The sequence below is a fragment of the Blautia sp. 1001283B150304_161114_C9 genome, assembly GCF_015668165.1.
Classification (GTDB): domain Bacteria; phylum Bacillota; class Clostridia; order Lachnospirales; family Lachnospiraceae; genus Blautia_A; species Blautia_A wexlerae.
This window is the reverse complement of sequence record NZ_JADPGO010000020.1, coordinates 1-25,070: the sequence shown is the minus strand read 5'-3', so window position 1 is coordinate 25,070 and position 25,070 is coordinate 1. Positions and strand designations below refer to the sequence as shown.

Here is a 25,070-nt window from a genome sequence, read left to right as displayed (position 1 = left end):
AACCGGCAGCAGAGATATCTGAGTGCCGGTTTTCGGGGTTAAGAATAAATAGAAGAAGATAAGGATGGTCATATGATTCTGGAAATACCGAAAAACGCGGAAACAATTTTGCATATACTGGAAAAAGCAGGCTATGAAGCCTATGTGGTAGGCGGCTGTGTGCGTGATTCCATTCTGGGACGGAGCCCGGATGACTGGGACATCACCACATCCGCAAAGCCGGAGCAGGTCAAGGCTTTGTTTCACAGAACAGTGGATACAGGTCTGCAACATGGAACAGTGACTGTTCTTATGGAAAAAGAAGGATATGAGGTCACGACTTATCGTGTAGATGGTGAGTACGAGGACGGCAGACATCCCAAAGAGGTCACCTTTACAGCAAGCCTTGAGGAAGACCTGAAACGCCGGGATTTTACCATCAATGCAATGGCATACAATCCTTCTTCAGGACTGGTGGACCTTTTCGGCGGACTGGAGGATATTGAAAGAAAAATCATCCGCTGTGTGGGAAACCCGCTGGAGCGTTTTACAGAGGATGCACTGCGGATCATGCGTGCAGTCCGTTTCAGTGCGCAGTTGGGCTTTACTATTGAAGAAGAGACTCGTAAGGCACTGAAGGTTCTGGCACCGAATCTGAAGCATGTCAGTGCAGAGAGGATTCAGGTAGAGCTTGTGAAGCTTCTGATGTCTCCTCATCCGGATTATCTCAGGGTGGCTTATGAAGCCGGGATCACAGCTGAATTTCTTCCGGAGTTTGATGCATGTATGACAACATCCCAGAATACGCCGCACCACTGTTACACAGTAGGGGAGCATATCCTGCACAGTCTCTGTCATGTACGCGCAGATAAAGTTCTCAGGATTACCATGCTGCTTCATGATATTGGAAAGCCGGTTGTCCGGAAAACAGATGAGAATGGAAGAGATCATTTCAAGATGCATGGGATTGCGGGAGAAAAGATGGCTGCACAGATCCTGCGCAGGCTGAAATTCGATAATGATACGATCCGCAAGGTAACCCGTCTGGTAAAATGGCATGATGACAGACCGGATGGAACGACAAAGGCAGTGCGCAGGGCAGTGAACCGTATCGGTGAGGATCTCTTCCCGTATTATCTGGAAGTGCAGCAGGCAGATATGCTGGCACAGAGTGATTACAGACGCACAGAGAAGCAGGAACGTCTGGATAAGGTGAAAGAGGCTTATGAGACGATCATTAATGAACATCAGTGTGTATCTTTAAAAACTCTGGCAGTGACAGGGAAAGATCTGATTGAAGCCGGTTATAAGCCGGGGCGTGAAATAGGAGAAACGCTGAACCATCTTCTGGAAGTAGTGCTTGCCGATCCACAGAAGAATCAGAAAGAGATATTATTGGGTCTGCTTGATGAGAAATAGTGCAGTTTTATGGAATGGTCAGTATATCAGAATATAGTAAATAACAGTGGCTCTATGAAAATCCGGGGGTATATCCACCGGATTTTCTTCATATGTATAGAAAGAATTAAGATGATTAAGAGGGGGATATGTCATTGTATGATTACGGACTTGGCACTTTGGCTCAGTATGAGCTGACAGCAGACCGTTCTGCAAGGACAAGAGGAGCTTTACTCTGCTATACAGCTCAGGGACTTCTGATCCTGAGGGAATTTCACGGTTCTGAAAAAAAGCTGGAAAAACAGCAGGAGCTTTTGATGAAACTTCAGGAAAATGGTATAAATACCGATTATTTTCTGCGGAATAATCAGGAAAGTCTGGTCAGCAAAGATAAAACTGAACAAAGGTTTACACTCCAGCATTGGTATGAAGGAAAAGAGTGTGACACAAAATCCCGGGAAGATATTTTAAAAAGTGTCCGGACACTGGCAAGGTTACATATTTTAATGAAAATGGAACCTGTGGAGGAATACAGGGAAAGATCTCTCAGGGAGGAATATCTTCGGCACAATCAGGAGCTTCGTAAGATACGCAAATTTATACGGAACAAAGGAGCATCCAATGTATTTGAGAAAAATTATCTGGCAAGTGTGGAGCAGTTTCTTGAAAGGGCACAGTATGCAGTAAAGCTTCTGGACGAGACGGATTATGATGATCTCAGGGAAAGGGCATGGCGGGAAGGACAGGTATGTCATGGAGAATATAATCAGCATAATATTCTGATGCTGAAAGGTGATCATTTGGGGACGGCAGTCACAAATTTTGGTCACTGGAGTTTTGATATTCAGGTAGCAGATTTGTATCGTTTTATGAGAAAAATACTGGAGAAATATAACTGGAATCTGGAACTGGCAGGGGAAATGCTCAGGGAATATCATAAAATCCGTCCAATCTCGGCAGAAGAGTGGAAAAATCTGCGTGTACGTTTCACTTATCCTGAAAAATACTGGAAACTGGCAAATTATTATTATTCACACAAAAAGGTGTGGATTTCAGAGAAAAATGTGGAAAAGCTTCAGAATCTTATCAGACAGAGAGAAATCTGGGAGAATTTTGCAGAGGAATGTTTCAGGGATTATCCTCAGTAACACAGAGCTGAACAGTTACGAAAAACCTTGACAATATGGGGAAAAAGGTATATATATAGAGGATAGAGCTCTGTCGCTTTTGGCAGATGCCACCAAACAAGAAAGAGATCATTAGAGGAGGAAACACCATGAATAAAACAGAATTAGTAGCAGCTATGGCGAAAGAGACAAACTTATCCAAGAAGGACGTAGAAGACGTTCTGAAATCTTTCGTTGATGTCGTTTCTAAAGAACTGAAAAATGGCGGAAAAATCCAGTTAGTAGGATTTGGTACATTTGAAGTAAGTGAAAGAGCTGCTCGCGAGGGAAGAAATCCTCAGACTGGTGAAACTATGAAAATCGAAGCTTCTAAATCACCGAAATTCAAAGCTGGAAAAGCATTAAAAGATATGGTTAACGGTAAATAATAAAGGCGATAACCGGGGGAACGAAAGTTCCCCTTTTTTGATACTCCGGAGGAGTAATTCGTGAGTATCCATTACAGAACATTTACAGGAGTAGAATATGAGATTAGATAAATACTTAAAGGTGTCACGTCTGATCAAACGCCGTACAGTGGCAAACGAAGCATGTGATGCAGGAAGAGTTCTTGTCAACGATAAGCCTGCCAAGGCATCTGTACAGGTAAAGATGGGAGATACTATTGAAATCCAGTTCGGAAGTAAGAATGTCAAAGTAGAAGTACTGGATGTAAAAGAAACTGTCAAAAAAGAAGATGTAGAGAGTATGTACAAATATCTTTGATTCCGGATGGTAATTTGCAGCTTTTTGCATTTATGCAGTGGGAACATATAAATTTTTAACATTTTATTGTCTATTTCCATTTTCCGGCACATAAACTACTGATAAGTAATAGATTGGCAGGTCATAGTTTCCGGAGGCTGTGACCGGGAGGCGTCTGTGGAAGAGAAGAAGATACTTTCAACTCACAGCCTGATGCTGGAAAACCGTCAGAACGGGAGAATTACCGGGGTAAAGGATATTAAATCCTTTGATGAAAAAGAAATCCTGCTTTTTACACAGGCAGGGAAACTTGTAATAAAGGGAGAACAGCTTCATGTGAAGCAGCTTGATCTGGAAAAGGGAGAAGTAGATCTGGAAGGAAAAGTGGACAGTCTTACTTATCTGTCAAAGAATACAGATAACAGGGATGAATCCTTATTTAAAAGGATGTTCCGGTGAGAGATGAGTGCATTTATTCATCATGAATTACTTCTGCTGCTCCGGACAATAGCTGTGGGTGCTGTTCTCCTTTTGTGTTATGATCTGCTGGCTGCATTCAGGAATGTTTTTGCACATTCGGATAAAGCTGTCGGGACGGAAGATATTTTGTACTGGCTTTGTTGTGCCTTTTTTGTTTTTTCGGAGATTTACAGGAGCAATGAAGGAATCCTGCGTTTTTTTATGGTTTTAGGCTTTTTATCCGGAGCGTATATCTGCAACAGGGTCCTCGGAGATATTTTTGTAAAATGCTGTACGAAACTTATGGAGATTCCTGTAATAATTATTAAATTTTTGATAAAATGGTTGCTATTTCCGGTCAAAAGATGTAAACTTCTGTGGTATAAAGCGTATAAATGTGCTAAAAAAGGAAGGCTGGCAAATTGGGTAATTCTAAGAAAAGGAAGAAAAAAAAGAAAGTAGGGTATAACTCTCTTGGAATGATTGCGATTGCGCTGGTTGTTTTAGTCCTTCTGGGAGGACTGATGCTAGAAAGTAATGACCTTAAGGAACGCCTCACAGGATATGATGCTAAGGCCGCCACTCTTCAGCAACAGATTGAAGATGAGCAGACACGTACAGAAGAAATTGATAAATTAAAGAAATATATGGAGACAGACGAATATGCAGAAGAGGTTGCCAGAGAGAAACTGGGACTTGTGAAGGACAATGAGACTGTTTTTAAGAAACAGCAGTAACAAATGTCGAAAACTTTTGCGAAGGATTCGTCTGCGTTTGACAGATATTTCAGAAACCCTTCCATATAATATCTGTAACTGTTTAGTACTTTGTGAAAGAGAGGACTGTTGAACAGTTATTGAAATTCTCTGATAAAAATGCAGTAGTCTGCTATATACAGGGAATGAATAAGGGGAGGGGAGAATATGCAGGAATGGATGATTGCCATGCTCGTTATCAGCATTATGCTGATCATACGGGACATGGCAAAAACTATTTTAGCAGAAAATCTGCCGGATACAGAAGAACTGCCGTCTCTGCAGGAGGGCCATCCTCAGAAAGAGAGGGTGGAGAAGTATGCGGCATCTTTTCAGAAACTGGCAGATACTTTCTACGGGATGCCTTATCGGAAAGATTATCTGAGCAGCAGGCAGGTTGAGCAGATCATTGAGGATACAAATGCAAAGGTATGCAGCAGATGCTATCAGAGGGAAATCTGCTGGGGAGAACACAGTCAGGAACTGGTGAAAGGAGTGGAGGCACTGGTACGTTCCATGGAGAGTGGAAACGAGGAAAATGTCAGAGGCATCCGCGCTGACTGGACAGGCATATGTCCCCGTTCCGTACAGTATTATGAGACGGTTGCAGAGAATTTTCAGAAAGAAAGGCAGAACCTGATGTGGGATAACCGTATGATCGAGAATCGGCTGGCAGTAGCACAGCAGCTTATGGAAGTCTCACATATCATGGAGAACGTAGCCAGTGATCTGTATGACCTGGAGCGAGTAACGCCGCAGTTTGAAGAAGAACTTCGCAAGGGACTGAGAAAGAGCCATGTGATCCTTCGCAGGGCATGGATGATGAATAAGGTGAAAGGACGTAAACAGATTTTTCTCACCATGCGTGCCAGAAGCGGTCAGTGTATTTCCATGACAGAGATCGCACAGCTTCTTTCAAAATACTGTGAAATTTCCATGGTACCTGTAAATGGGAGCAGATGTATTGTAAACGGAGAATATCACACTGTACATTTTGCTGAGGATGTAAGCTATCAGGTTCTCTATGGAACAGCCAGGCTTACCAGAGAAGAAGAGAAGGTTTCCGGAGATAATTATATATGCAGACAGGAGGATGGCGGCAGGTTTGTTATGTGCCTTTCGGATGGCATGGGCTCAGGGATGGAAGCATGCAGGGAGAGCGAGACAGTTGTGGAACTTCTGGAACAGTTTATGGAGTCAGGATTTTCCCAGGAAACGGCAGCAAAGATGGTAAATTCTGCTCTGGTACTCAAAGGAGAGGAGGGTATGTTTTCTACAGTGGATATCTGCGCAGTGGACCTGTATACAGGAATCTGCAATTTTCTGAAGGCGGGGGCAGCGTCTACATTTATCAAAAGAGATCACTGGGTGGAATCTATTACTTCTGAAAGTCTGGCCGCAGGGCTTGTACAGCAGATTGATTTTGAGACAGCTACCAGAAAGCTGTACCATGGGGATTACCTGATCATGATGACAGATGGAGTCCTGGATGCATTGCCTGACCAGAAAGAGGAGGAAACCATGAAAGAAATCATTATGGATGTTCATGAGGAATCACCGAAAGATTTCGGCAGGGGAATACTGGAACGGGTGCTGGGATACAGCGATTATCATGCACGGGATGATATGACAGTGCTGGTGGCAGGCGTGTGGAAAAAATAATGCTGCGGATACTAGAGCGTGTCTGAAAAAGGCTTTCTGCAAGATGTGCGTCACAATTTGTGGGATATTTTGCCCGGATGAGGGCGCCGTAGCGGGCTACGGCAACTGAATTCGGGTGAAATATCCCGCAAAGTGGGGCGTGCAGATTGCGGGAATGATTTTTCAGACATGCTCTAAGATAGAAAAGGAAATCAGGATAAAAATGGAAAGAGAAATTCTTGCTTATATAAAGCAAAACAGGATGATCGGAAAAAATGATGTGGTCCTGGCAGGAGTGTCCGGCGGAAGTGACTCTATGGCAATGCTCCGCATTTTAAAGGAGCTTCAGGGAAAACTGGATTTTACATTGAGAGTGGTCCATATACATCATGGAATACGTGGAAAGGAAGCGGACAGGGACCAAAGCTTTGTGGAAAACATATGCCGGAAGTGGCAGATTCCATGTACTGTTTATTGTTATGATGTTCCGGGATTGAGCCGGGAGTGGAAGCTGGGCGAGGAAGAGACGGGAAGGATTGTAAGAAAAGAAGCTTTTCAGAGGGAAGCTGCCGTCTGTGGGAGAAAGGACAGTGAGATAAAAATTGCATTAGCGCATAATCAGGAGGATCTTGCGGAAACTATGCTTCATAATCTGTGCAGAGGAACAGGTTTGCGGGGACTATGCACCATGCGCCCTGTAGACGGAGAGATTATCCGCCCGATTCTGTGCTTAAGCCGGGACAAAATTGCAGAGTATCTGAAAGAAAAGAAGATTTCTCATATTCAGGACAGCACCAATCTGTCAGATGAATATACCAGAAACCGAATCAGACATCATATTCTTCCTATATTGGAACAGCAGGTCAATGGAAAGGCAGCGGCACATATGGCAGAGACTGCGGCAAGGATTTCCCAGGCAGAGGAATATCTTACGCAGCAGAGCTGCCTGGTTTTGGGCGAGTTTCAGAAAGGTAAGGAATATTACTTTACTGAAAAATTTTTTATGGAGCCTCAGATCATTCAGGTTTATGCATTACAACAGGCGATGGAACAGCTGGCAGGCAGACGGAAGGATCTGGCGGCTGTTCACTATGAGAAGGTTCTGGAACTTTATGAAATGCAGACTGGAAGACGGATCAGCCTTCCTTATCACATGGAAGCCAGAAGAGATTACGAGGGAGTAAGACTTTGTCGGTACGGAGAGGAGAAGTCAGCCGGGATGATCGGTGAAAAGCATAAAGGTTCAGATATCCAAAACGGAAAAACAGTTTGCGGAAAAAATATATCAGACAGGGAATGGAAAATCAGAATTCCGGGGACTGTGACCAGTCCGCTGGGAATTTTTTCGGCAGAAATATTTTTGTATGAAGGTCAGAAGATTGAAGAAAAAAAGTATACGAAATGGATGGATTATGATAAAATAGAAAAGAATCCGTATATTCGCACCAGACGGACAGGAGATTATATGGTTATCAATGCGCAGGGGAACACAAAGAAGCTGAACCGCTGTATGATTGATGAGAAAATCCCGTCGGAATACAGAGACAGCATTCCGCTGATCGCATGTGGAAAAGAAATCCTCTGGATGGTGGGAAGCAGGATGAATGAGAGGTATAAAATTAACCCCCAAACCAGGAAGGTGTTAGTATTAAATTACCAAGGAGGAAACGAAAATGAGTGAGAAAATCAAAGTTTTACTCAGCGAAGAGGAAGTAGATTCCCGTATTAAGCAGATCGCAGCAAAGGTCAGCAAGGATTATGCAGGCAAGGAAATCCATTTAATCTGTGTATTAAAAGGTGGTGTATTCTTTACCTGTGAACTTGCAAAGAGAATCACAGTGCCGGTTTCTCTTGACTTTATGTCTGTATCCAGTTATGGTGATGACACCAAGTCCAGCGGTGTTGTAAAGATCGTCAAAGACCTTGACCAGCCACTGGAAGGAAAGGACGTTCTGATCGTAGAGGATATCATTGACTCAGGAAGAACATTAAGTTATCTCATCGAAATTCTGAAGCAGAGAAATCCAAACAGCATCCGTCTGTGTACATTGCTGGACAAACCGGAGCGAAGAGTCAGAGATGTAAGAGTTGATTATTGCTGCTTTAACATCCCGGATGAGTTTGTAGTTGGCTATGGTCTGGACTATGCACAGAAATACAGGAATCTTCCATTCATAGGAGTAGTGGAACTGGGGGAAGACTGAAAGGAGATTTAAGTAAGTGAATAAACAGCCAAGCAGAATTGGTCTGTATCTGGTGCTGATCATTGCACTGGTAGCCGGTTATTTTTATCTGAATAACCAGGTGGTTTCCCAGAGTAATTACACACAGAAGCAACTGGAGCAGGCTCTTGAAGACAACAAAGTGGTTGATGCGACAATTCAACAGAACAGAGAAGTGCCTACAGGTTCTGTGATCGTAGATACTACTGACTCCGGTCAGAAGAAGGTTTATGTGACAGATGTCAATCAGGCAATCGAACTGTTGAATAAATACGATATTGATATTACAACTCAGGATGTACCCGGAGACAATGTATTTCTGACAACCTTGCTTCCGGTTCTTCTCACAGGTGCCCTTGTGATCTTTCTGATCATGATGATGAACCGCCAGATGGCAGGTGGCGGTGGCGGCGGAAATGCCAAGATGATGAATTTCGGCAAGAGCCGCGCAAGAATGTCATCTCCGGATGATAATAAGAAAGTTACTTTTGACAAGGTAGCAGGTCTGCAGGAGGAGAAGGAAGATCTGGTAGAGGTGGTAGATTTCCTGAAATCTCCACAGAAATATACAAAAGTAGGCGCAAGGATTCCGAAAGGTGTGCTGCTTGTAGGCCCTCCCGGAACTGGTAAGACACTTCTGGCAAAGGCAGTGGCAGGAGAAGCGGGAGTTCCGTTTTTCTCCATTTCCGGTTCTGACTTTGTGGAAATGTTTGTCGGTGTAGGTGCATCACGTGTGCGAGATCTTTTTGAAGAAGGCAAACGCCATGCACCATGTATTATTTTCATTGATGAGATCGATGCGGTTGCAAGACAGCGTGGAACCGGTATGGGCGGCGGACATGATGAGAGAGAGCAGACACTGAACCAGCTTCTGGTAGAGATGGATGGCTTTGGTGTGAATGAGGGAATCATTGTGATGGCAGCGACTAACCGCGTGGATATCCTGGATCCTGCAATTTTGCGTCCGGGACGTTTTGACCGTAAGGTTGCAGTGGGACGTCCGGATGTGAAGGGAAGAGAGGAAATTCTCCGCGTTCATGCCAAGGACAAACCTCTTGGAGAGGATGTAAATCTGGCTCAGATTGCCAGAACAACAGCAGGATTTACAGGTGCAGATCTGGAGAATCTTCTGAATGAAGCTGCCATTGAAGCAGCGAGAAAGGGAAGAGGATTTATCCTTCAGTCTGATATCAAAGGTGCTTTTATCAAAGTAGGCATCGGTGCAGAAAAGAAGAGTAAGGTGATCTCTGAGAAAGAGAAAAAGATCACCGCGTATCATGAATCCGGACATGCGATCCTGTTTCATGTACTTCCGGATATGGATCCTGTCTACACGATTTCCATTATCCCGACAGGAATGGGAGCAGCAGGTTACACCATGCCTCTTCCGGATAATGATGAGATGTTTAATACCAAAGGAAAAATGCTTCAGGATATTATGACACTGTTAGGCGGGCGCATAGCAGAGGAAATTATCTTCGGAGATATTACGACTGGTGCATCCAATGACATCAAACGTGCAACTGCGACAGCCAGAAGTATGGTTATGAAATACGGAATGTCTGATAAACTTGGTCTTATCTGTTATGGTGATGACGATGACGAGGTATTTATCGGCAGAGACCTGGCTCATACCAGAAGTTACAGTGAGGATGTTGCCAAGTCCATTGATGAAGAAATCCGCCGTATTATCAGTGAATGTCATGACCAGGCAAAGAAAATTATTCTGGAACATGAGGATGTTCTGCACAAGTGTGCAAGTCTTCTTCTCGAGAAGGAAAAGGTGCACAGAGACGAATTTGAAGCACTTTTTACAACAGAAAATCCGGAAACAGAAAACAACAGTATATAATGTATACAAAAAAGTGTGCCAAATTTTGTGAAGTTTGTGCACACTTTTCTCTTGCCTCATGGTATTATATAAACCGTAAAAACCCCCCAATACATTATATAGTTTTTGCTACACCCCATAAGAAGAAATACCTTCTCCAAAAAAGCCAGCTTATCCCGCTGGCTTTTTTACTGTCTTAAAATATCATTACTGTTTACGTTATTTTCAGCAATGAAATATCTGCTTCGCCGGAATCCGGCAGTCCGAAATACTGTGACAGAATGAATGGTTGTGCAGAATCACTGAATATATAAGTATTTTTGGGAAAAACAGATGGTTGTCAGATGGTTTATTTTAGGATAAAATAATAAAATGATAAATGACAGAGAGGACTGGACGGAAATGGAACATGAAAAAGCAGATATAAAAAAAAGAATGCAGTACATCCTGAATATGCGTCCTGTGTTTAATAAAGAGGCGCTTTTCAGTGACGGAACAGAATATTACAGAATACCTGCAGAACCAAAGGCAGGAGATACAGTAACGATCAAATTCCGTACCCAGAGAAATAATGTGGATTCTGTATATCTGGTAAGCCAGGAGCAGCGTGTGCAGATGGAGATTTGCGGGACAGAGAACGGATTTGATTATTATTCTGCCCAGGTGACGATTGGAGAGGACATCTTCCGTTATTATTTTGAGATACAGTATGGATGGGTAACCTGTTATTACAATAATCAGGGAGTCTGTATGAAACATGAGGGCAGGATGGATTTTGAGATTTATCCGGGCTTTGATACTCCAAAGTGGGCCAAAGGTGCGGTAATGTACCAGATTTATGTAGACCGTTTTCTTAACGGAGATCCTACCAATGATGTTGTGACCGGAGAATATCATTATATTGGAGATAAGAGTGTACAGGTAGAACAGTGGAATAAGATTCCGGCAGTGATGGGTGTGCGTGAATTTTACGGCGGTGACCTGCAGGGAATTATGAACAAACTGGATTATCTGCAGGATCTGGGAGTCGAGGTTATTTATTTAAATCCGATCTTTGTTTCTCCAAGTAATCATAAGTATGACTGTCAGGATTATGATTATGTGGATCCACATTACGGCAGGATTGTAGAAGATTGTAATGAGGGAATCCTTCTTGGAGATGACGATGATAATTCCCATGCATGGAAATATATCAAACGTGTGACAGATAAGAAGAATCTGGAAGCAAGTAATGAGCTTTTTGCGAAACTGACAGCAGAGATCCACAGAAGAGGAATGAAGATCATTCTGGATGGTGTGTTCAATCACTGCGGTTCTTTTAATAAGTGGATGGACAGAGAACGTATTTATGAGAATCAGGAAGGATATCCGAAAGGAGCTTATGTTTCTGCGGACAGTCCCTATCGTAATTTCTTTTCCTTTAATGATCCTAATGCATGGCCATATAACACCTCCTATGATGGATGGTGGGCACACGATACACTGCCTAAATTAAATTATGAGGGTTCCAGAGAACTTTATGATTATATTCTTCGTGTTGGACAGAAATGGGTATCTGCTCCTTATAATGTAGACGGTTGGAGACTGGATGTGGCGGCGGATCTGGGACACAGCAATGATTTTAACCATCAGTTCTGGAAAGATTTCCGGAAGGCAGTGAAAGCTGCCAATCCAAATGCCATTATCCTGGCAGAGCATTACGGTAATCCGGAAGGCTGGCTGAAAGGTGATGAATGGGATACAGTCATGAACTATGACGCATTTATGGAGCCGCTGACCTGGTTCCTGACAGGTATGGAGAAGCACAGTGACGAGTATCGTGAAGACCTGTTAGGAAACAGTGAGGCTTTTATCGGAGCTATGAAAACGCACATGAGAGCGCTTCATATGTCTGCACTTCAGACAGCCATGAATGAATTGTCAAATCATGACCATTCCAGATTCCTGACCAGAACCAATCACAGGGTAGGACGAATTTCCTATGCAGGTCCGGAGGCGGCATCTGAGGGAGTAAATCCGGCAGTTATGCGTGAGGCGGTTACCATCCAGATGACCTGGCCGGGCGCACCGACTGTATATTACGGAGATGAGGCAGGACTCTGTGGATTCACAGATCCGGATAACAGACGTACTTATCCCTGGGGACGTGAGGATTATCAGATGATCGACTTCCACAGGGTAATGATCCGTATCCATAAGAAATATGAAGTGTTAAAAACGGGATCACTGGGATTTCTCTGGAATGATTATCAGGGACTTTGTTATGCGAGATTTTCTCATGATGAACAGATAATTGTGATCGTAAATAATCAGGAAGAAGGCAGGGAAGTGGAGATACGGTTAGAACAGGCAGGAATCAGCCGTCTGGAAGATACAAAGCTGAAACGTGTTGTCATGACATCTGCAGTGGGATTTACGGAAGAATGTAAAGAATACACAGCAGCAGCCGGAATTCTGAAGATCACAATGCCGGCATTTGGCGCAGTGGTCTTACATCATAAAAATTAACAAAATGCGAAGCGGATGATCTTATCCGCCTGACCCGGACGGCAGCCTCTTGCGGAAGAAGGGGCTGCCGCTTTATAATATAACAAAAAAAAGATTCAGACAAATGTCTGAACCTTTTGATGGATGGAGAAGGATTCGAACCTTCGAAAGCGTTGCTAACAGATTTACAGTCTGCCCCCTTTGGCCACTCGGGAATCCATCCTTAAACCGAAATTTATTATATATGAAATATTTAAATAATGCAAGCACTTTTTTATAAATTGCAGAAAATTATTATATATTGTGTATTGCCGGACTTTTTTGCATATCTTCCGGGGAATTTTGTTTGTCATTTTTTTGGCAAAAGAGTAGACGAAAAAGCAGAAATCTGGTAATATAACCATATCTGGATATAGATGTAATTCCATATCGGAGATTGATTAGGGTAACTGAGAATGAACACAGTTACTACAGATTAGGAGGAATTTATCATGTTAGTAAATGCAACAGAAATGCTGAAAAAAGCAAAAGCAGGTCATTATGCAGTTGGACAGTTCAACATCAACAACCTTGAGTGGACAAAGGCTATCCTTTTAACTGCTCAGGAACTGAACTCTCCTGTAATCCTTGGTGTATCCGAAGGTGCTGGTAAATATATGACAGGTTATAAAACAGTTGTTGGTATGGTTAACGGAATGATGGAAGAACTGAACATCACTGTTCCTGTAGCTCTTCATCTTGACCACGGCAGCTATGAAGGATGCTTAAAATGCGTTGAAGCAGGATTCTCATCCATCATGTTCGACGGATCTCATTACCCGATCGAAGAAAACGTTGCAAAAACTAAAGAACTGGTTAAGATCGTTGCTGAACACGGAATGTCTCTGGAAGCAGAAGTTGGCTCCATCGGTGGTGAAGAAGACGGTGTTGTAGGAATGGGCGAATGCGCAGATCCTCAGGAATGCAAGATGATCGCAGACCTTGGTATTGATTTCCTTGCAGCAGGTATCGGTAACATCCATGGAAAATATCCGGCTAACTGGAAAGGCTTAAGCTTTGAAACTCTGGATGCAATCCAGAAACTGACAGGAGAGATGCCTCTGGTACTTCACGGTGGCACAGGTATCCCGGCAGATATGATCAAGAAAGCTATCGACCTTGGCGTATCCAAGATCAATGTAAACACAGAATGCCAGCTTTCTTTCGCAGCAGCTACACGTAAATACATCGAAGAAGGAAAAGATCAGCAGGGTAAAGGATACGATCCGCGTAAACTTCTTGCACCTGGCTTCGAAGCAATCAAAGCTACTGTTAAGGAAAAAATGGAATTATTCGGATCAGTTAACAAAGCCTGAGACATAAAGGCATAAAGAGAGAACAGACTCTGACAGGATTGACCTGACGGGGTCTGTTTTTTTTCTTCTTTTTTATGATATAAAAAAATGTATATATAAAAAAATCAATATCTGAAAAATTTATCATGTTTCTTGATTTTTTATCATGGCGAAATCCTGCTGAAAAATTTACAATATACTCAAGTTAAGAAACAGAAAACATCATAGGAAAAGGAGAGAAAACGATTATGAAGATGAAGAAAGTAACAGCAATGGGAATGGCAGTACTTATGGCAGCAACTATGATCCCGGCAGTACCGGCAATGGCTGATGACGCCGGAAAGGTTTATTACTTAAACTTCAAACCAGAGCAGGATGAAGACTGGCAGAACCTGGCAAAAGAATACACAGAGGAAACTGGTACAGAGGTAACTGTTGTTACAGCAGCTTCCGGACAGTATGAGACAACACTTCAGTCAGAAATGGCAAAGAGTGATGCACCTACTTTATTCCAGGTAAACGGACCGGTTGGTTTGAAAAACTGGAAAGATTACTGCTATGATCTGAAAGATTCCGATATTTACTCACAGCTGACATCTGATTCCTACAGCTTAAAGGATGGAGATGCAGTGGACGGAATCGCATATGTAATCGAATCCTATGGTCTGATCGTAAATAAGACCTTACTTGAAAAAGCAGGATATACTCTGGACGATATTAAATCCTTTGATGATTTAAAGAAAGTTGCTGATGATATCCAGAGCAAAAAAGATGATCTGGGAATTAAGGGAGCATTTACTTCTGCAGGTATGGACGGATCCTCTGACTGGAGATTTAAAACACATCTTGCAAACCTTCCAATCTACTATGAGTATAAAGAAGACGGAATCGATGATACAGATGCGATTAAAGGTACATACCTTGATAACTACAAGAACGTATTTGATCTTTACATTACAGATTCTACCTGTGACGGTTCTGAGCTTTCTGCAAAAACAGCAGATGACTCCAGAAATGAATTTGTAAATGGTGAAGCAGTATTCTATCAGAATGGTTCCTGGGAATATAGTGAACTTTCCAAAACATTCAAAGATGACGAGCTGGCTATGATCCCAATCTACTTTGGTGTAGATGATGCAAACGAAGGTCTTGCAACCGGTACAGAGAATTACTGGTGTGTAAATAAGAATGCATCTGAAGCTGATGTAAAAGCAACACTTGATTTCATGAACTGGTGTGTAACCTCTGAAGCAGGAACAAAATCCATGGCTGAAGACATGGGATTCACAATTCCTTTCAAAACAGCAGAGGCACCAAGCAATGTATTTGTAAAACAGGATGCAGAATATACAGAAGCTGGTCTGACACCTGTATCATGGAACTTTACAACAATGCCATCTGAAGAGTGGAAAAATACTCTTGGATCTGCTCTTACAGCATATGCAGCAGGATCTGGCTCCTGGGATGATGTTAAGAGTGCGTTTGTTGACAACTGGGCAACAGAGAAGGCACTTTCCGAATAATGAATAAAAAAATAAGGGAGGCAGAGATTCCTGTCTCCCTTTTATAGATTCTAAGCAGAGAATGGGAAGAAGAGGAGAGATTTACCATGGTAGGAAAAACAATCAAAAAGTGGTGGCCGATTTTCGTCCTGCCTACACTGGCTGCATTTATAATCGGATTTTTATGGCCGTTTATCTGGGGAATTTACCTTTCATTTTGTAAATTTACCACAGTGCAGGATGTTACTTTTGTAGGATTTTCAAACTATCAGAAAATATTACTTGACAATACTTTCAGTCATGCGTTCTGGCTGACTGTGATATTTGCCTTTATATCCAGTATTCTGATCAATGTTCTGGCATTTGCCATTGCACTGGCACTGACAAAGGGATTCAAGGGCACCAATGCATTCAGAACTGTATTCTTTATGCCAAACCTGATTGGTGGTATTGTTCTTGGATACATCTGGCAGACCTTATTAAATGGTCTGTTATCCAAATGGGGACAACCGCTGCTGGCTTTGTCTGCAAAGAACGGATTTATCGGTATGCTGATCCTTCTGTGCTGGCAGCAGATCGGATATATGATGATCATTTATGTGGCAGGTCTGAATAATGTTTCACCTGACCTTATCGAAGCGGCACAGATTGACGGAGCTACATCCAGACAGATTCTGTTCAAGATTAAATTACCGATGATCATGCCGTCTGTTACAATCTGTACTTTCCTTACACTGACAAATGGATTTAAAATGTTCGACCAGAACCTTTCTCTTACAGGTGGAGATCCTGCCAAGCAGTCTCAGCTCCTTGCCTTGAATATTTATGATACATTCTATGCACGAAGCGGACCACAGTGGAAGGGAATCGGTCAGGCAAAAGCAGTTGTATTCTTTATTCTGGTTGTAGCCATTGCTCTGATTCAGCTTAAAGCAACATCATCTAAGGAGGTGCAGCAGTAATGGAAAACAATAAAAAGAAAAGTATTATTCCTACAATTATATTAACCATACTGTCCCTTTTCTGGATTTATCCTATTATACTGATCCTTTTAAACTCTTTAAAAAAGGAATCAGCCATTACAACTACAGGAGTATTTGAACTTCCTCTGGGTGAAATATGGAATGGATTTACAAACTATGTAGCCAGCGTAACACAGATGGATTTCCTGAAATCTTTCTGGTACAGCCTTGTAATCTCAGTTATGTCAGTAGTATTGATCCTGCTGTGCTGCTCTATGTGTGCATGGTACATTGTCCGTGTAAATGGAGTGCTTTCCAAGATTTTATACTATCTGTTCATATTTAGTATGGTAGTTCCTTTCCAGATGGTTATGTTCACTCTGGCAAAGACAGCAGATACACTGAAACTGAACACTCCTTATAATATCTGTATTATTTATCTGGGATTTGGTGCAGGACTGGCAGTATTTATGTTCACCGGTTTTGTAAAGGGAATCCCGCTGGAAATTGAAGAGGCTGCCCTGATCGATGGATGTAATCCGTTACAGGTATTTTTCAAGATCCTGATCCCGATTCTGAAGCCTACCATTATCTCCACTGCAATCCTTCAGCTGATGTGGGTATGGAATGACTATCTTCTGCCGACCCTGGTACTGGATATTAAGAAATATCGTACAATTCCTATGGCAGTACAGTACTTCCGCGGAAGCTTCGGTCATGTACAGATGGGACCGATGATGGCAAGTATTATGATCGATATTATCCCGATCGTTATTGTTTACCTGGTATGCCAGAAATATATTATTGAAGGTGTTGTTGCAGGTGCAGTAAAAGGATGATAAAATAGTATCAGACGCAGGCTGATATGGATAATAAGTGACTGAAAATAAAGATAGTTCCATAATTGCAGGAACTATCTTTATTTGTATATATAAGGGGGTAGGAGGTTAGAAGCTATGTATCGTGTATTAGTGGTTGATGATGAAAAAATAGAGAGAGAGGGAATTAAATTTCTGCTTTCCAGGGAAGAGGGAGAATTTGAGATTTCTGAGGCTTCCAACGGGCGCCAGGCATTGGAAATCTTGAGAAATGAGGAGATAGATATACTACTGACAGATATTAAAATGCCTCATATGGATGGCCTGGAACTGGCAAAGAAGGCAAAAGAGAAAAAAGAGGAGCTGCAGATCGTGATCTTTAGTGGCTATAACGATTTTTCCTTTGCCCAGGAGGCAATCCGTTATGGAGTGAAGGAGTATGTTTTAAAACCGGTGGATCCTGATATTTTCAGTGAAACACTGGAAAAGGTACGCAGTGAAATTGACAAAAATAAAAACCGCAAGATCAGAGATCAGAAGGAACAGGATTTTCTCCAGCAGTATTTTCTCCAGAATTATATTTACACAGGAAAAAAAGAAATTCTGGAAAAAGCCGGAGAAATGATCAACCTGGATACCTGGAATCAGTGGCACTGTGCCATTCTGGTGGAATCCTCCCAGAATTTTTTTGATACTGCAGATGAGAATCTGGCAGAGGATATGCGCAAGGAACTGCGGAGAATATTTTTCTATCTGAATCTGAATGCCAGACAGTCTCTGTTTTTGTTTAACGATGTATATTGCGATTATCTGTTGGTAGCTAATCAGCTGTATACTGTGATGAAGCGCCAGTATCCGGGAAGCTTTCATCTGGCAGTAAGCAGGAAGTTTGAGGGCTGTGAAGCATTGCCTGAGATCATGACAGAGCTGGAACAGCAGATGGAGGAGCGATTTTATCATCCGGAGAATCATGTATTCTCCAATGAGGAGGAAGAGTACAGTCATGTGGACAAGGCTGTCCAGGATTCCCAGCTGATGCAGAGAATTTCTGAGGACATCAGCAGAAAGGACATTCAGCAGCTGAAAGTCCATTTTCAGTGCCTTACGGACAAATACAAAAGCAGTACCCAGTTTTCGGCTATGTATATTAAATTTGTATTTTCCAATGTGATCCAGGCATTGTTTGAGGAAACACAGTTTTCAGAGGAACGCCGCCTGGATAAGGAGATTGACAGACTGTACAACTGCAGTGATATTTCACAGATTCTTCAGGTTACTGAGGAGAATATCCGGGAGTATGAAAATTTTCTGGAACGTTCTATGAGTGAATCCAGAAATGAGGTGGCTGCAGTGAAAAATTACATCTATCAGCACTACGGAGAGGATCTGAGCCTGGAGATGCTGGCAGAAAAGGTATATTTGTCCTCAGGATATCTGAGTTTTATTTTCAAAAAGGAAACAGGAATGAACCTGAACCGTTTTATCCGGGTATTCCGTATGGAGAAGGCAAAGGAGCTTCTGTGCAGCACAAATATGAAGGTGGCACAGGTAAGTGAAAAAGTAGGATTCTCCAATGTATCCTATTTTTGTCGAAGCTTCCGGGAATATTACGGAAGCAGCCCTGAGTCCTACAGGAAAGGAACAGGTGACGATGAAGAGAATCCGAAAGAAATTTAGAGATATGAAATACCGTCATAAGCTTACAATCCTGCTGGTGACATCCAGTCTGGTGCCTATGACGATGCTTGCTCTGTACAGCCATAACAGTATGAGCAGGCTGGTGCGCCATAATGAAGTGGAGGATACCTCATCCATCCTGGAACAGACCAGAGAAAGTATTGACAGCCAGATCGAAGTATATACAGGACTGATCAATTATCTTACCTATTCTCCGGATATTGAAGAAATGATCAATGAGAAAAACATGGATAATTATGTGGCATATGCCAAATATACCCAGATTGTGGATCCTCTTCTCACAGTGCCTAAATCCTATCATGATGCTATCAATCAGATACAGATTTTTGCAGACAGTATTAAAGTGAGACATGAATATACTCTTGTACCTATGGATGAGATAGGACAGGAATGGTGGAGCAGCCAGCTGAATGATGAAGTGCAGGTACAGTGGCTGGTAAATACGGAAAAACCGGAGATTGCGGCAGTGAGAAATATTTACGACGGAAGAAACCGCACGGCGGTTCTGTGTATTACTCTGGATTACAATAAAATATTCAAACCGTTGAAAAATATTATCTCAGAAGAATCTGGAACTATGGTGCTGGATCAGAGCCAGAATATTGTGTACCGCGATGAGAACATTCAGGATAATGACCTGGCAGATTTAGGGGAATCGGATAAAATTTTAGAGCAGATCAGCAAAGAATATGTAGCAGTAAATAGTACCAGTCAGAATACGGGCTGGAAGTTTTATCTGTATAAAACTAAAAAATCTGTAGAAAAATCAGTTTATCAGATGTTGTTTGCTGAGATTCCGCTGATCGCAGGTTGTGTACTGATCATTTTTATTCTGGGTATGGCTTTCTCCAGATTATTTACCCGCAAGATCGAAATGCTTACGGAAAATATGGATCAGGTAAATCATGGAAGCAGAGAGGTTACGGTTACCAGCGATGCAGAGGATGAGGTGGGGGTTCTGATCAGAAGCTTCCGCAGGATGATGGGGGAGATTGACCGTCTGATCAGTGAAGTTTACGAAAACAAAATAGCTCTTAAGGAATTTGAGCTGAAAGCGCTTACTGCACAGATCAATCCCCATTTTCTGTATAATTCTCTTTCCATTATTAACTGGATGGCTATTAAGAGCGGTCAGAAAGAAATCAGTAAGGTGACTCTGGATTTATCTACTTTTTATCGTACAGCTCTGAGCAAGGGAGAGGATATGGTAACTGTGGAGAATTGTATCCGTAATATTGAAGCTTATCTGTCTATTCAGTTGGTGATGCATGACAATGATTTTACAGTAGAGTGGAAGATTGATCCGCAGGTAAAAGCAGAAAAAGTCCCTAAACTGATCCTGCAGCCAGTGGTAGAAAATGCATTAGAGCATGGACTGGATGTAAAAGAAGAAGGAGATAAAATCCTGCAGCTGTCCTTTCTGGATGCCGGGGATGCAGTACTTCTCCGGGTAGAAGATAATGGAATGGGAATGGAACAGTCAGTGGCAGAATCGTTGGTTACTTACCAGGCAGAAGGGTATGGGCTGAAAAATGTGAACGATCGAATCTGTCTGCTTTACGGAGAGGAATATAAAATTCGTATCACCAGCAGTGTAGGTAAGGGAACAGTAGTAGAAATGCGGATTCCAAAGGGAGAAACATCATGATGATACAGAGTGTGACAAAGGCAGGAAAAAAGCTTTTTGTAATTCTGATTCTGGGAATAACTTTGCTTCAAAGCGGATGTAATAAAGCAACAAAGGAGACACAGCAGAAAGCAGAAAAAGCGGATGGGGTTGAGGAAAAGAAAAAAACTGAATCCGGGGACTGGGAAGAAGCCCGGACAACTCCCTATGGAAAGTATCCTGAAACTGTGACCTATACTCTTGCCCAGATGAATGGTGCCAATAATTCTAATCTGCCCCAGGGACAGACTTATGAAAATAATGAATATACCCGTTATCTGAAAAAGATGCTGAATATCCAGAATGAGAACACATACATGGAAAGTGAAGACAGATATGATGAATTTGTCAATGTGATTGTGAAAGATCGGATGCTCCCTGATGTCATGGTGATCTCGGACAAGAAAATGCTGGATGAAATGGTGGAAAACGATCTGATAGAAGATTTGACAGAGGTGTATGAATCCTGTACTACAGACAGAATCAAAGCTATGTATTCCAGTTATGGAACCGAGCTTCTGGATTCTGTGAAATATGACGGGAAGCTGATGGCAATGCCTGAGACTGTTATTGATCATGGTCCCTGCCTGCTCTGGCTTCGTAAGGACTGGATGGATAAGCTGGGATTAGAAGAACCGCAGACTCTGGAAGAAGCTTTTGATGTTATTGAAGCTTTTCAGAAAAACAGAATGGGTGCAGCACCTGGAGAAGATTCTATCGGACTGGTATGTGATACTTCACTGGTGGGAACTACGAGTAGTAGTTATTCTGTTGACCCTATTTTTCAGAAATTCGGAGCCAATCCCCAGAGATGGCAAAAGGGTGAGAATGGAGAAGTGGTATATGGTTCTCTTACAGAAGAGACGAAGAATGCACTGGAATATTTGAACCAGCTTTATGAAAGGGGAATTCTGGATGAGAATTTTGCACTGCGGGCCCAGAATAATCTAAGGGATCTGGTAGTCAGCGGAAAGTGCGGGGCGTTTTTCGGATTGTGGTGGACGCCTAATAATCCTCTTATGGATGAGTATGAAGAAGATCCGGACTCTGACTGGGAGCCATATTATTTTCCGGCAGAAATACAGAAAACGGCAGAAACCTATTCTACATTCAGAGACAACAAATATGTAGTGGTGCGAAAAGGTTATGAGCATCCTGAAATTGTAATGAAGATTTTGAGTGTACTTTTTGATTATACCAGGTATGAAGCAAAGGATGCAGATGAAATGAACAGCTATTTTGCCCTGAATGTGGATCCTACAGCAAGGCCGTTGGTGATCAATGTGGATTACAATGAAGCCACTTATCGTGTGACAGAGCATATTCAGAAGGTAATTGCAGGAGATATGGAAGAAGAGAAACTCAGTGCTATTGAGAAATCCTACTATCAGGCCTGCAGAAATTATATGGAGGGGCAGAATGTGACAGTGGAGGACTGGGCAGCTTACAAGTCCCGCATTTCTGCAGTAGGTCTTCTGGTGAAATCGGATTACAGGACTCCTGAGAAAATCTATCTGCAAACTTCAAATCTGGAAATTCCTCAGACTCTTGGTACTCTGGAGAAGAATACTTTTATCCAGATTATTATGGGGAAGCGCCCCATATCCTATTTTGATGAATTCGTAAGCAAATGGTATGAACAGGGAGGGGATCAACTGGTAAAAGCAATCCGGGAGGATTCCAGGTAATGCAAATATTTTGGTATAAATAAAAATTACAAAATCATATATTTTTCTGGTATAATTTTTCAGGCAGACTGTAAAACATTTTTTATAGCCTGCCTGAAACTTATTAGGCTCAAAAAGAGTACAAAAGAACAGGGGCGGGAAATGGATAATAAAGAAAAAAACAGAAAGAAAAAGATAAAAGTTATCCTGGGGATATGTATTTCAGTATTTTTATTTCTGGGAGGAGGATTGTTGGCTTATATACATAAAGTGGATACGGACACACTGGGGAGAAAAATTACCATATATGGTCTGGATGTATCCGGTCAGAATGTGGAGAAGGCCGGACAGACCATCCGGAAAGCATTTCAGGATAAAAAGGTTGTTTTCCGGGAGGATGGCAGTCAGGTATATCAGACAACTGTAGGGGAACTGGGATATTCTCTGGATGAGGGAACACTTCAGTCTGCACTTACAGCTTTGAAACAGCAGCGTGACCAGACAAGGACGTTTCTGGCCTCTTGGAAAAATTACGAAATAGAATATCAGGTAAACAAAGATGAGATAGCAGAACAAGCTGCTTTGACAGAAGATCATTTTGGAGAGAAAGAAAGAACGGAAGCCCAAAATGCTGAGATCAGATATAGCAAGAAGAACAAGAAATTTGTTATAGTAAAGCAGGTGGCAGGGACACAGATTGATGAAGAACGTCTTCGAAATTACGTGGACAAGACGCTGGAAGCAGAGTTTCAGGATCAGCTGCTCACCGGTGAAGTCAAGATAGATCTGAACCAGCAGGCATATAAGCAGCCTTCTGTAAAGGCTTCAAAAGAATTGAAAAAGGAATTGAAAAGCCTAAACGGACAATTGAAAAAATACCGCAAGGCTACCATAACCTATACCTTTGGAAATACGACAGAGACTCTGGATTCCAAAACTGTAAATTCCTGGATCAGTATTCAGGGAACAAAGATCATAATTGATCAGGAGCAGGCAGGTACCTTTATTTCACAGCTTGCCAATAAATACAATACCATTTATGTTCCCAGAACCTTTCATACCTCTATGGGTACGGATGTGACTGTGGAGGATAATGAATATGGTTACAGGATTGATCAGAGCGGAGAGCTAAGCCAGCTGCTTTCTGATCTGAAAAGCGGCAAGAATGTGGTCCGTGAACCGGTATACAGCAGCAAGGGGATGCAGAGAAACGGAACGGATGATCTGGCAGGCAGTTATATAGAGGTAAGTCTGGATGCACAGCACCTTTGGCTGTACAAAGATGGAGGGCTGGTGACGGAAACAGACATTGTCAGTGGGGCGCCTACAGAGGAAAGACATACCTATACGGGAGCCTGGCCCATTGCCTATAAAGCAAGTCCTTTTACGCTCACCAGCGATGCATACGGATATGATATCAAGGTAAAATACTGGATGCCCTTTGTCTACGGGCAGGGGCTGCATGATGCGCCCTGGCAGTCGGCTTTTGGAGGAAACCGTTATAAGACAGGAAACGGAAGTCATGGATGTATCAATCTGCCGGAAGAAGAGGCTGCAATTATTTATGAAAATATTGACGGTGGATATCCCATTATTATATATTAAAAACAGCTTAATCCAAAATACAACAGGAGGAACTGGATGATGGAATTTCAGAAATTGATAGAAGTAAGAAGAAGTATTCGAAAATATGCAACAGACAAAAAGGTCACAAAAGAAGAACTGATGGAGATGATTGGCGCTGCACAGGAGGCTCCTTCCTGGAAGAATACTGAGACAGGGAGATATTATTGTGTATTGTCTGAGGAGATGACAGAGAGAGTACGCAGAGAATGTCTGCCTGAGGGAAATGCCCGTAAGGCTGAAAATGCAGTACTGGTTGTAACTACTTTTGTAAAAGATAAAGCTGGTTTCCAGAATGACAAAACTGCGGATAATGAATTGGGCAATGGTTGGGGATGCTATGACCTGGGATTGCAGAATGAAAATTTTGTTCTGAAGGCAGCAGAACTGGGGTATGGAACTTTGATCATGGGTTTGAGAGATGGAGAGCAGCTTCGGAAGGTGCTGGATATTCCGGAAGAGGAAACGGTAGTGGCAGTGATTGCTGTGGGTGTGGCAGCAGAGGAGCCAAAGAGGCCTAGACGTAAAGGATTGGATGAGATTGTGAAGGTGTATTAATATATAGGATTGACAGAACGGAATCAGAGGTGAAGTTATTTTCCTCTGATTTCTTTGGATTATATTATTAATGATATGTTTTTATGGATGGAGGAAATTAACAGTTAAATATAAATTATAAAATCATATAAGTATATGTTGAGTTTTATAAGATATTAGAGTAGAATATTATTGAAAGGAGTTGATTCTTTGAGTAAATATTATTCTATACATGAATTTTCAAAAATTATAGGCGTATCTGCCCAGACATTACGAAATTGGGATGCCAATGGAAAACTTCATCCGCATCATACTACAGTAAGTGGCTATAGATATTATTCTGATGAGCAACTCAACCAGGTAATAAATGTAAAGCCTAAAAACCGCATTACAATTGGGTATTGTCGTGTTTCCAGTCATAAACAGAAAGATAATCTGGAACGACAGATTGATAATGTTAAAACATATCTTCTGGCAAAAGGACAGCCGTTTGAGATAATAAGTGATATCGGTTCCGGAATTAATTATAAGAAAAAAGGGCTCCAGGAATTGATCAGGCGAATATCTCAAAATCAGGTTGAAAAGGTTGTTGTTTTGTATAAAGATCGGTTACTGCGATT

At 42.1% G+C, this 25,070-nt stretch carries 21 protein-coding genes, 1 tRNA gene and 3 pseudogenes; 23 read left to right on the top strand and 2 right to left on the bottom strand.

All coding sequences use genetic code 11. The annotated features are described in order from the left end of the window. Positions 1–72: 72 nt before the first annotated feature. The 8 genes and pseudogenes from I4V44_RS11135 to I4V44_RS11100 all read left to right on the top strand — a co-directional run. Positions 73–1,398: a CCA tRNA nucleotidyltransferase gene (locus I4V44_RS11135; RefSeq protein WP_196002717.1), complete on the top strand. Its 1,326-nt coding sequence runs from the start codon at positions 73–75 to the stop codon at positions 1,396–1,398. Positions 1,399–1,526: 128 nt separating this feature from the next. Further along, on the top strand, positions 1,527–2,525 hold the full coding sequence (locus I4V44_RS11130) for a phosphotransferase (RefSeq protein WP_172679324.1): 999 nt from the start codon (positions 1,527–1,529) through the stop codon (positions 2,523–2,525). 128 nt (positions 2,526–2,653) lie between these two features. Then, a complete protein-coding gene (locus tag I4V44_RS11125) occupies positions 2,654–2,932 on the top strand; it encodes an HU family DNA-binding protein (RefSeq protein WP_008707945.1) in 279 nt (92 codons plus the stop codon). Between the two features lie 97 nt (positions 2,933–3,029). Then, the gene (locus I4V44_RS11120) at positions 3,030–3,269 is read left to right on the top strand and encodes an RNA-binding S4 domain-containing protein (protein ID WP_055200851.1); all 240 of its coding nucleotides are present in this window, start codon (positions 3,030–3,032) and stop codon (positions 3,267–3,269) included. A gap of 156 nt (positions 3,270–3,425) precedes the next feature. Next, a complete protein-coding gene (gene yabP, locus I4V44_RS11115) occupies positions 3,426–3,707 on the top strand; it encodes a sporulation protein YabP (RefSeq protein WP_025580783.1) in 282 nt (93 codons plus the stop codon). Between the two features lie 3 nt (positions 3,708–3,710). Next, positions 3,711–4,169 carry a spore cortex biosynthesis protein YabQ gene (gene yabQ / locus I4V44_RS18280; protein WP_055200848.1) on the top strand — a complete coding sequence of 153 codons (459 nt, stop codon included), beginning with the start codon at positions 3,711–3,713 and terminating at the stop codon, positions 4,167–4,169. Next, entirely contained in the window at positions 4,130–4,444 is a 315-nt protein-coding gene (locus I4V44_RS11105; RefSeq protein ID WP_022380528.1) for an FtsB family cell division protein, read from the top strand. The genes yabQ and I4V44_RS11105 overlap by 40 nt, the downstream gene beginning before the upstream one ends. A 186-nt stretch (positions 4,445–4,630) precedes the next feature. After that, a pseudogene (locus I4V44_RS11100) lies at positions 4,631–6,097 on the top strand (SpoIIE family protein phosphatase); the annotation flags it as partial. On the opposite strand, the pseudogene I4V44_RS18275 reads toward I4V44_RS11100, so the two are convergent. Then, positions 5,997–6,230: pseudogene (locus I4V44_RS18275) on the bottom strand (DUF6783 domain-containing protein); the annotation flags it as partial. The pseudogenes I4V44_RS11100 and I4V44_RS18275 sit on opposite strands and share 101 nt — an antisense overlap. Between I4V44_RS18275 and tilS (I4V44_RS18270) the strand changes: the two are divergent. From tilS (I4V44_RS18270) to I4V44_RS11080, 5 genes and pseudogenes are all read left to right on the top strand, one after another. Beyond that, a pseudogene (gene tilS, locus I4V44_RS18270) lies at positions 6,168–6,938 on the top strand (tRNA lysidine(34) synthetase TilS); the annotation flags it as partial. The pseudogenes I4V44_RS18275 and tilS (I4V44_RS18270) overlap by 63 nt on opposite strands. Before the next feature lie 51 nt (positions 6,939–6,989). Next, positions 6,990–7,784, top strand: coding sequence for a tRNA lysidine(34) synthetase TilS (gene tilS, locus I4V44_RS18265; protein WP_319017522.1), 795 nt, complete (start codon positions 6,990–6,992; stop codon positions 7,782–7,784). Beyond that, positions 7,777–8,307: a hypoxanthine phosphoribosyltransferase gene (hpt, locus tag I4V44_RS11090; protein ID WP_020993437.1), complete on the top strand. Its 531-nt coding sequence runs from the start codon at positions 7,777–7,779 to the stop codon at positions 8,305–8,307. The genes tilS (I4V44_RS18265) and hpt overlap by 8 nt, the downstream gene beginning before the upstream one ends. A 16-nt stretch (positions 8,308–8,323) precedes the next feature. Continuing rightward, positions 8,324–10,177, top strand: coding sequence for an ATP-dependent zinc metalloprotease FtsH (gene ftsH / locus I4V44_RS11085; protein ID WP_118614831.1), 1,854 nt, complete (start codon positions 8,324–8,326; stop codon positions 10,175–10,177). 351 nt (positions 10,178–10,528) lie between these two features. Then, positions 10,529–12,664, top strand: a complete 2,136-nt coding sequence (locus tag I4V44_RS11080) for a glycoside hydrolase family 13 protein (RefSeq protein ID WP_082433233.1) — start codon at positions 10,529–10,531, stop codon at positions 12,662–12,664. Between the two features lie 120 nt (positions 12,665–12,784). On the opposite strand, the gene I4V44_RS11075 is transcribed toward I4V44_RS11080, so the two are convergent. Continuing rightward, a tRNA-Tyr gene (locus I4V44_RS11075) sits at positions 12,785–12,866 on the bottom strand. Between the two features lie 268 nt (positions 12,867–13,134). Between I4V44_RS11075 and fba the strand changes: the two genes are divergently transcribed. The 10 genes from fba to I4V44_RS11025 all read left to right on the top strand — a co-directional run. Then, entirely contained in the window at positions 13,135–13,998 is an 864-nt protein-coding gene (fba, locus tag I4V44_RS11070) for a class II fructose-1,6-bisphosphate aldolase (RefSeq protein ID WP_008707962.1), read from the top strand. A 227-nt stretch (positions 13,999–14,225) separates the two neighbouring features. After that, positions 14,226–15,500 carry an ABC transporter substrate-binding protein gene (locus tag I4V44_RS11065; protein ID WP_019160912.1) on the top strand — a complete coding sequence of 425 codons (1,275 nt, stop codon included), beginning with the start codon at positions 14,226–14,228 and terminating at the stop codon, positions 15,498–15,500. An 86-nt stretch (positions 15,501–15,586) separates the two neighbouring features. After that, positions 15,587–16,441 (top strand): carbohydrate ABC transporter permease, encoded by an 855-nt coding sequence (locus tag I4V44_RS11060; RefSeq protein WP_022379940.1) that lies wholly within the window; start codon positions 15,587–15,589, stop codon positions 16,439–16,441. After that, positions 16,441–17,280, top strand: a complete 840-nt coding sequence (locus I4V44_RS11055) for a carbohydrate ABC transporter permease (protein WP_022379941.1) — start codon at positions 16,441–16,443, stop codon at positions 17,278–17,280. Before I4V44_RS11060 ends, I4V44_RS11055 begins: the two co-directional genes overlap by 1 nt. Positions 17,281–17,397: 117 nt before the next feature. Beyond that, a complete protein-coding gene (locus tag I4V44_RS11050) occupies positions 17,398–18,936 on the top strand; it encodes a response regulator transcription factor (RefSeq protein ID WP_022379942.1) in 1,539 nt (512 codons plus the stop codon). Continuing rightward, positions 18,833–20,605: a cache domain-containing sensor histidine kinase gene (locus I4V44_RS11045; protein WP_242859410.1), complete on the top strand. Its 1,773-nt coding sequence runs from the start codon at positions 18,833–18,835 to the stop codon at positions 20,603–20,605. Before I4V44_RS11050 ends, I4V44_RS11045 begins: the two co-directional genes overlap by 104 nt. Continuing rightward, the gene (locus I4V44_RS11040; RefSeq protein ID WP_055200842.1) at positions 20,602–22,311 is read left to right on the top strand and encodes an extracellular solute-binding protein; all 1,710 of its coding nucleotides are present in this window, start codon (positions 20,602–20,604) and stop codon (positions 22,309–22,311) included. Before I4V44_RS11045 ends, I4V44_RS11040 begins: the two co-directional genes overlap by 4 nt. 231 nt (positions 22,312–22,542) lie before the next feature. Then, complete coding sequence (locus tag I4V44_RS11035) at positions 22,543–23,895, top strand: L,D-transpeptidase family protein (protein WP_243280267.1); 1,353 nt, start codon at positions 22,543–22,545, stop codon at positions 23,893–23,895. Positions 23,896–23,931: 36 nt separating this feature from the next. Continuing rightward, entirely contained in the window at positions 23,932–24,471 is a 540-nt protein-coding gene (locus tag I4V44_RS11030; RefSeq protein ID WP_330597736.1) for a nitroreductase family protein, read from the top strand. Positions 24,472–24,660: 189 nt separating this feature from the next. After that, the coding region (locus tag I4V44_RS11025) for an IS607 family transposase (RefSeq protein ID WP_196002716.1) at positions 24,661–25,070 on the top strand (410 nt) is incomplete at its 3' end.

Coding starts and splice junctions, on each gene's coding strand:
- I4V44_RS11135 (WP_196002717.1), top strand. CDS start 73: ATGATTCTGGAAATACCGAAAAACGCGGAAACAATTTTGCATATACTG.
- I4V44_RS11130 (WP_172679324.1), top strand. CDS start 1,527: ATGTCATTGTATGATTACGGACTTGGCACTTTGGCTCAGTATGAGCTG.
- I4V44_RS11125 (WP_008707945.1), top strand. CDS start 2,654: ATGAATAAAACAGAATTAGTAGCAGCTATGGCGAAAGAGACAAACTTA.
- I4V44_RS11120 (WP_055200851.1), top strand. CDS start 3,030: ATGAGATTAGATAAATACTTAAAGGTGTCACGTCTGATCAAACGCCGT.
- yabQ (WP_055200848.1), top strand. CDS start 3,711: ATGAGTGCATTTATTCATCATGAATTACTTCTGCTGCTCCGGACAATA.
- tilS (WP_319017522.1), top strand. CDS start 6,990: ATGGCAGAGACTGCGGCAAGGATTTCCCAGGCAGAGGAATATCTTACG.
- hpt (WP_020993437.1), top strand. CDS start 7,777: ATGAGTGAGAAAATCAAAGTTTTACTCAGCGAAGAGGAAGTAGATTCC.
- I4V44_RS11080 (WP_082433233.1), top strand. CDS start 10,529: ATGATAAATGACAGAGAGGACTGGACGGAAATGGAACATGAAAAAGCA.
- fba (WP_008707962.1), top strand. CDS start 13,135: ATGTTAGTAAATGCAACAGAAATGCTGAAAAAAGCAAAAGCAGGTCAT.
- I4V44_RS11065 (WP_019160912.1), top strand. CDS start 14,226: ATGAAGATGAAGAAAGTAACAGCAATGGGAATGGCAGTACTTATGGCA.
- I4V44_RS11060 (WP_022379940.1), top strand. CDS start 15,587: ATGGTAGGAAAAACAATCAAAAAGTGGTGGCCGATTTTCGTCCTGCCT.
- I4V44_RS11055 (WP_022379941.1), top strand. CDS start 16,441: ATGGAAAACAATAAAAAGAAAAGTATTATTCCTACAATTATATTAACC.
- I4V44_RS11050 (WP_022379942.1), top strand. CDS start 17,398: ATGTATCGTGTATTAGTGGTTGATGATGAAAAAATAGAGAGAGAGGGA.
- I4V44_RS11045 (WP_242859410.1), top strand. CDS start 18,833: ATGTATCCTATTTTTGTCGAAGCTTCCGGGAATATTACGGAAGCAGCC.
- I4V44_RS11040 (WP_055200842.1), top strand. CDS start 20,602: ATGATGATACAGAGTGTGACAAAGGCAGGAAAAAAGCTTTTTGTAATT.
- I4V44_RS11030 (WP_330597736.1), top strand. CDS start 23,932: ATGATGGAATTTCAGAAATTGATAGAAGTAAGAAGAAGTATTCGAAAA.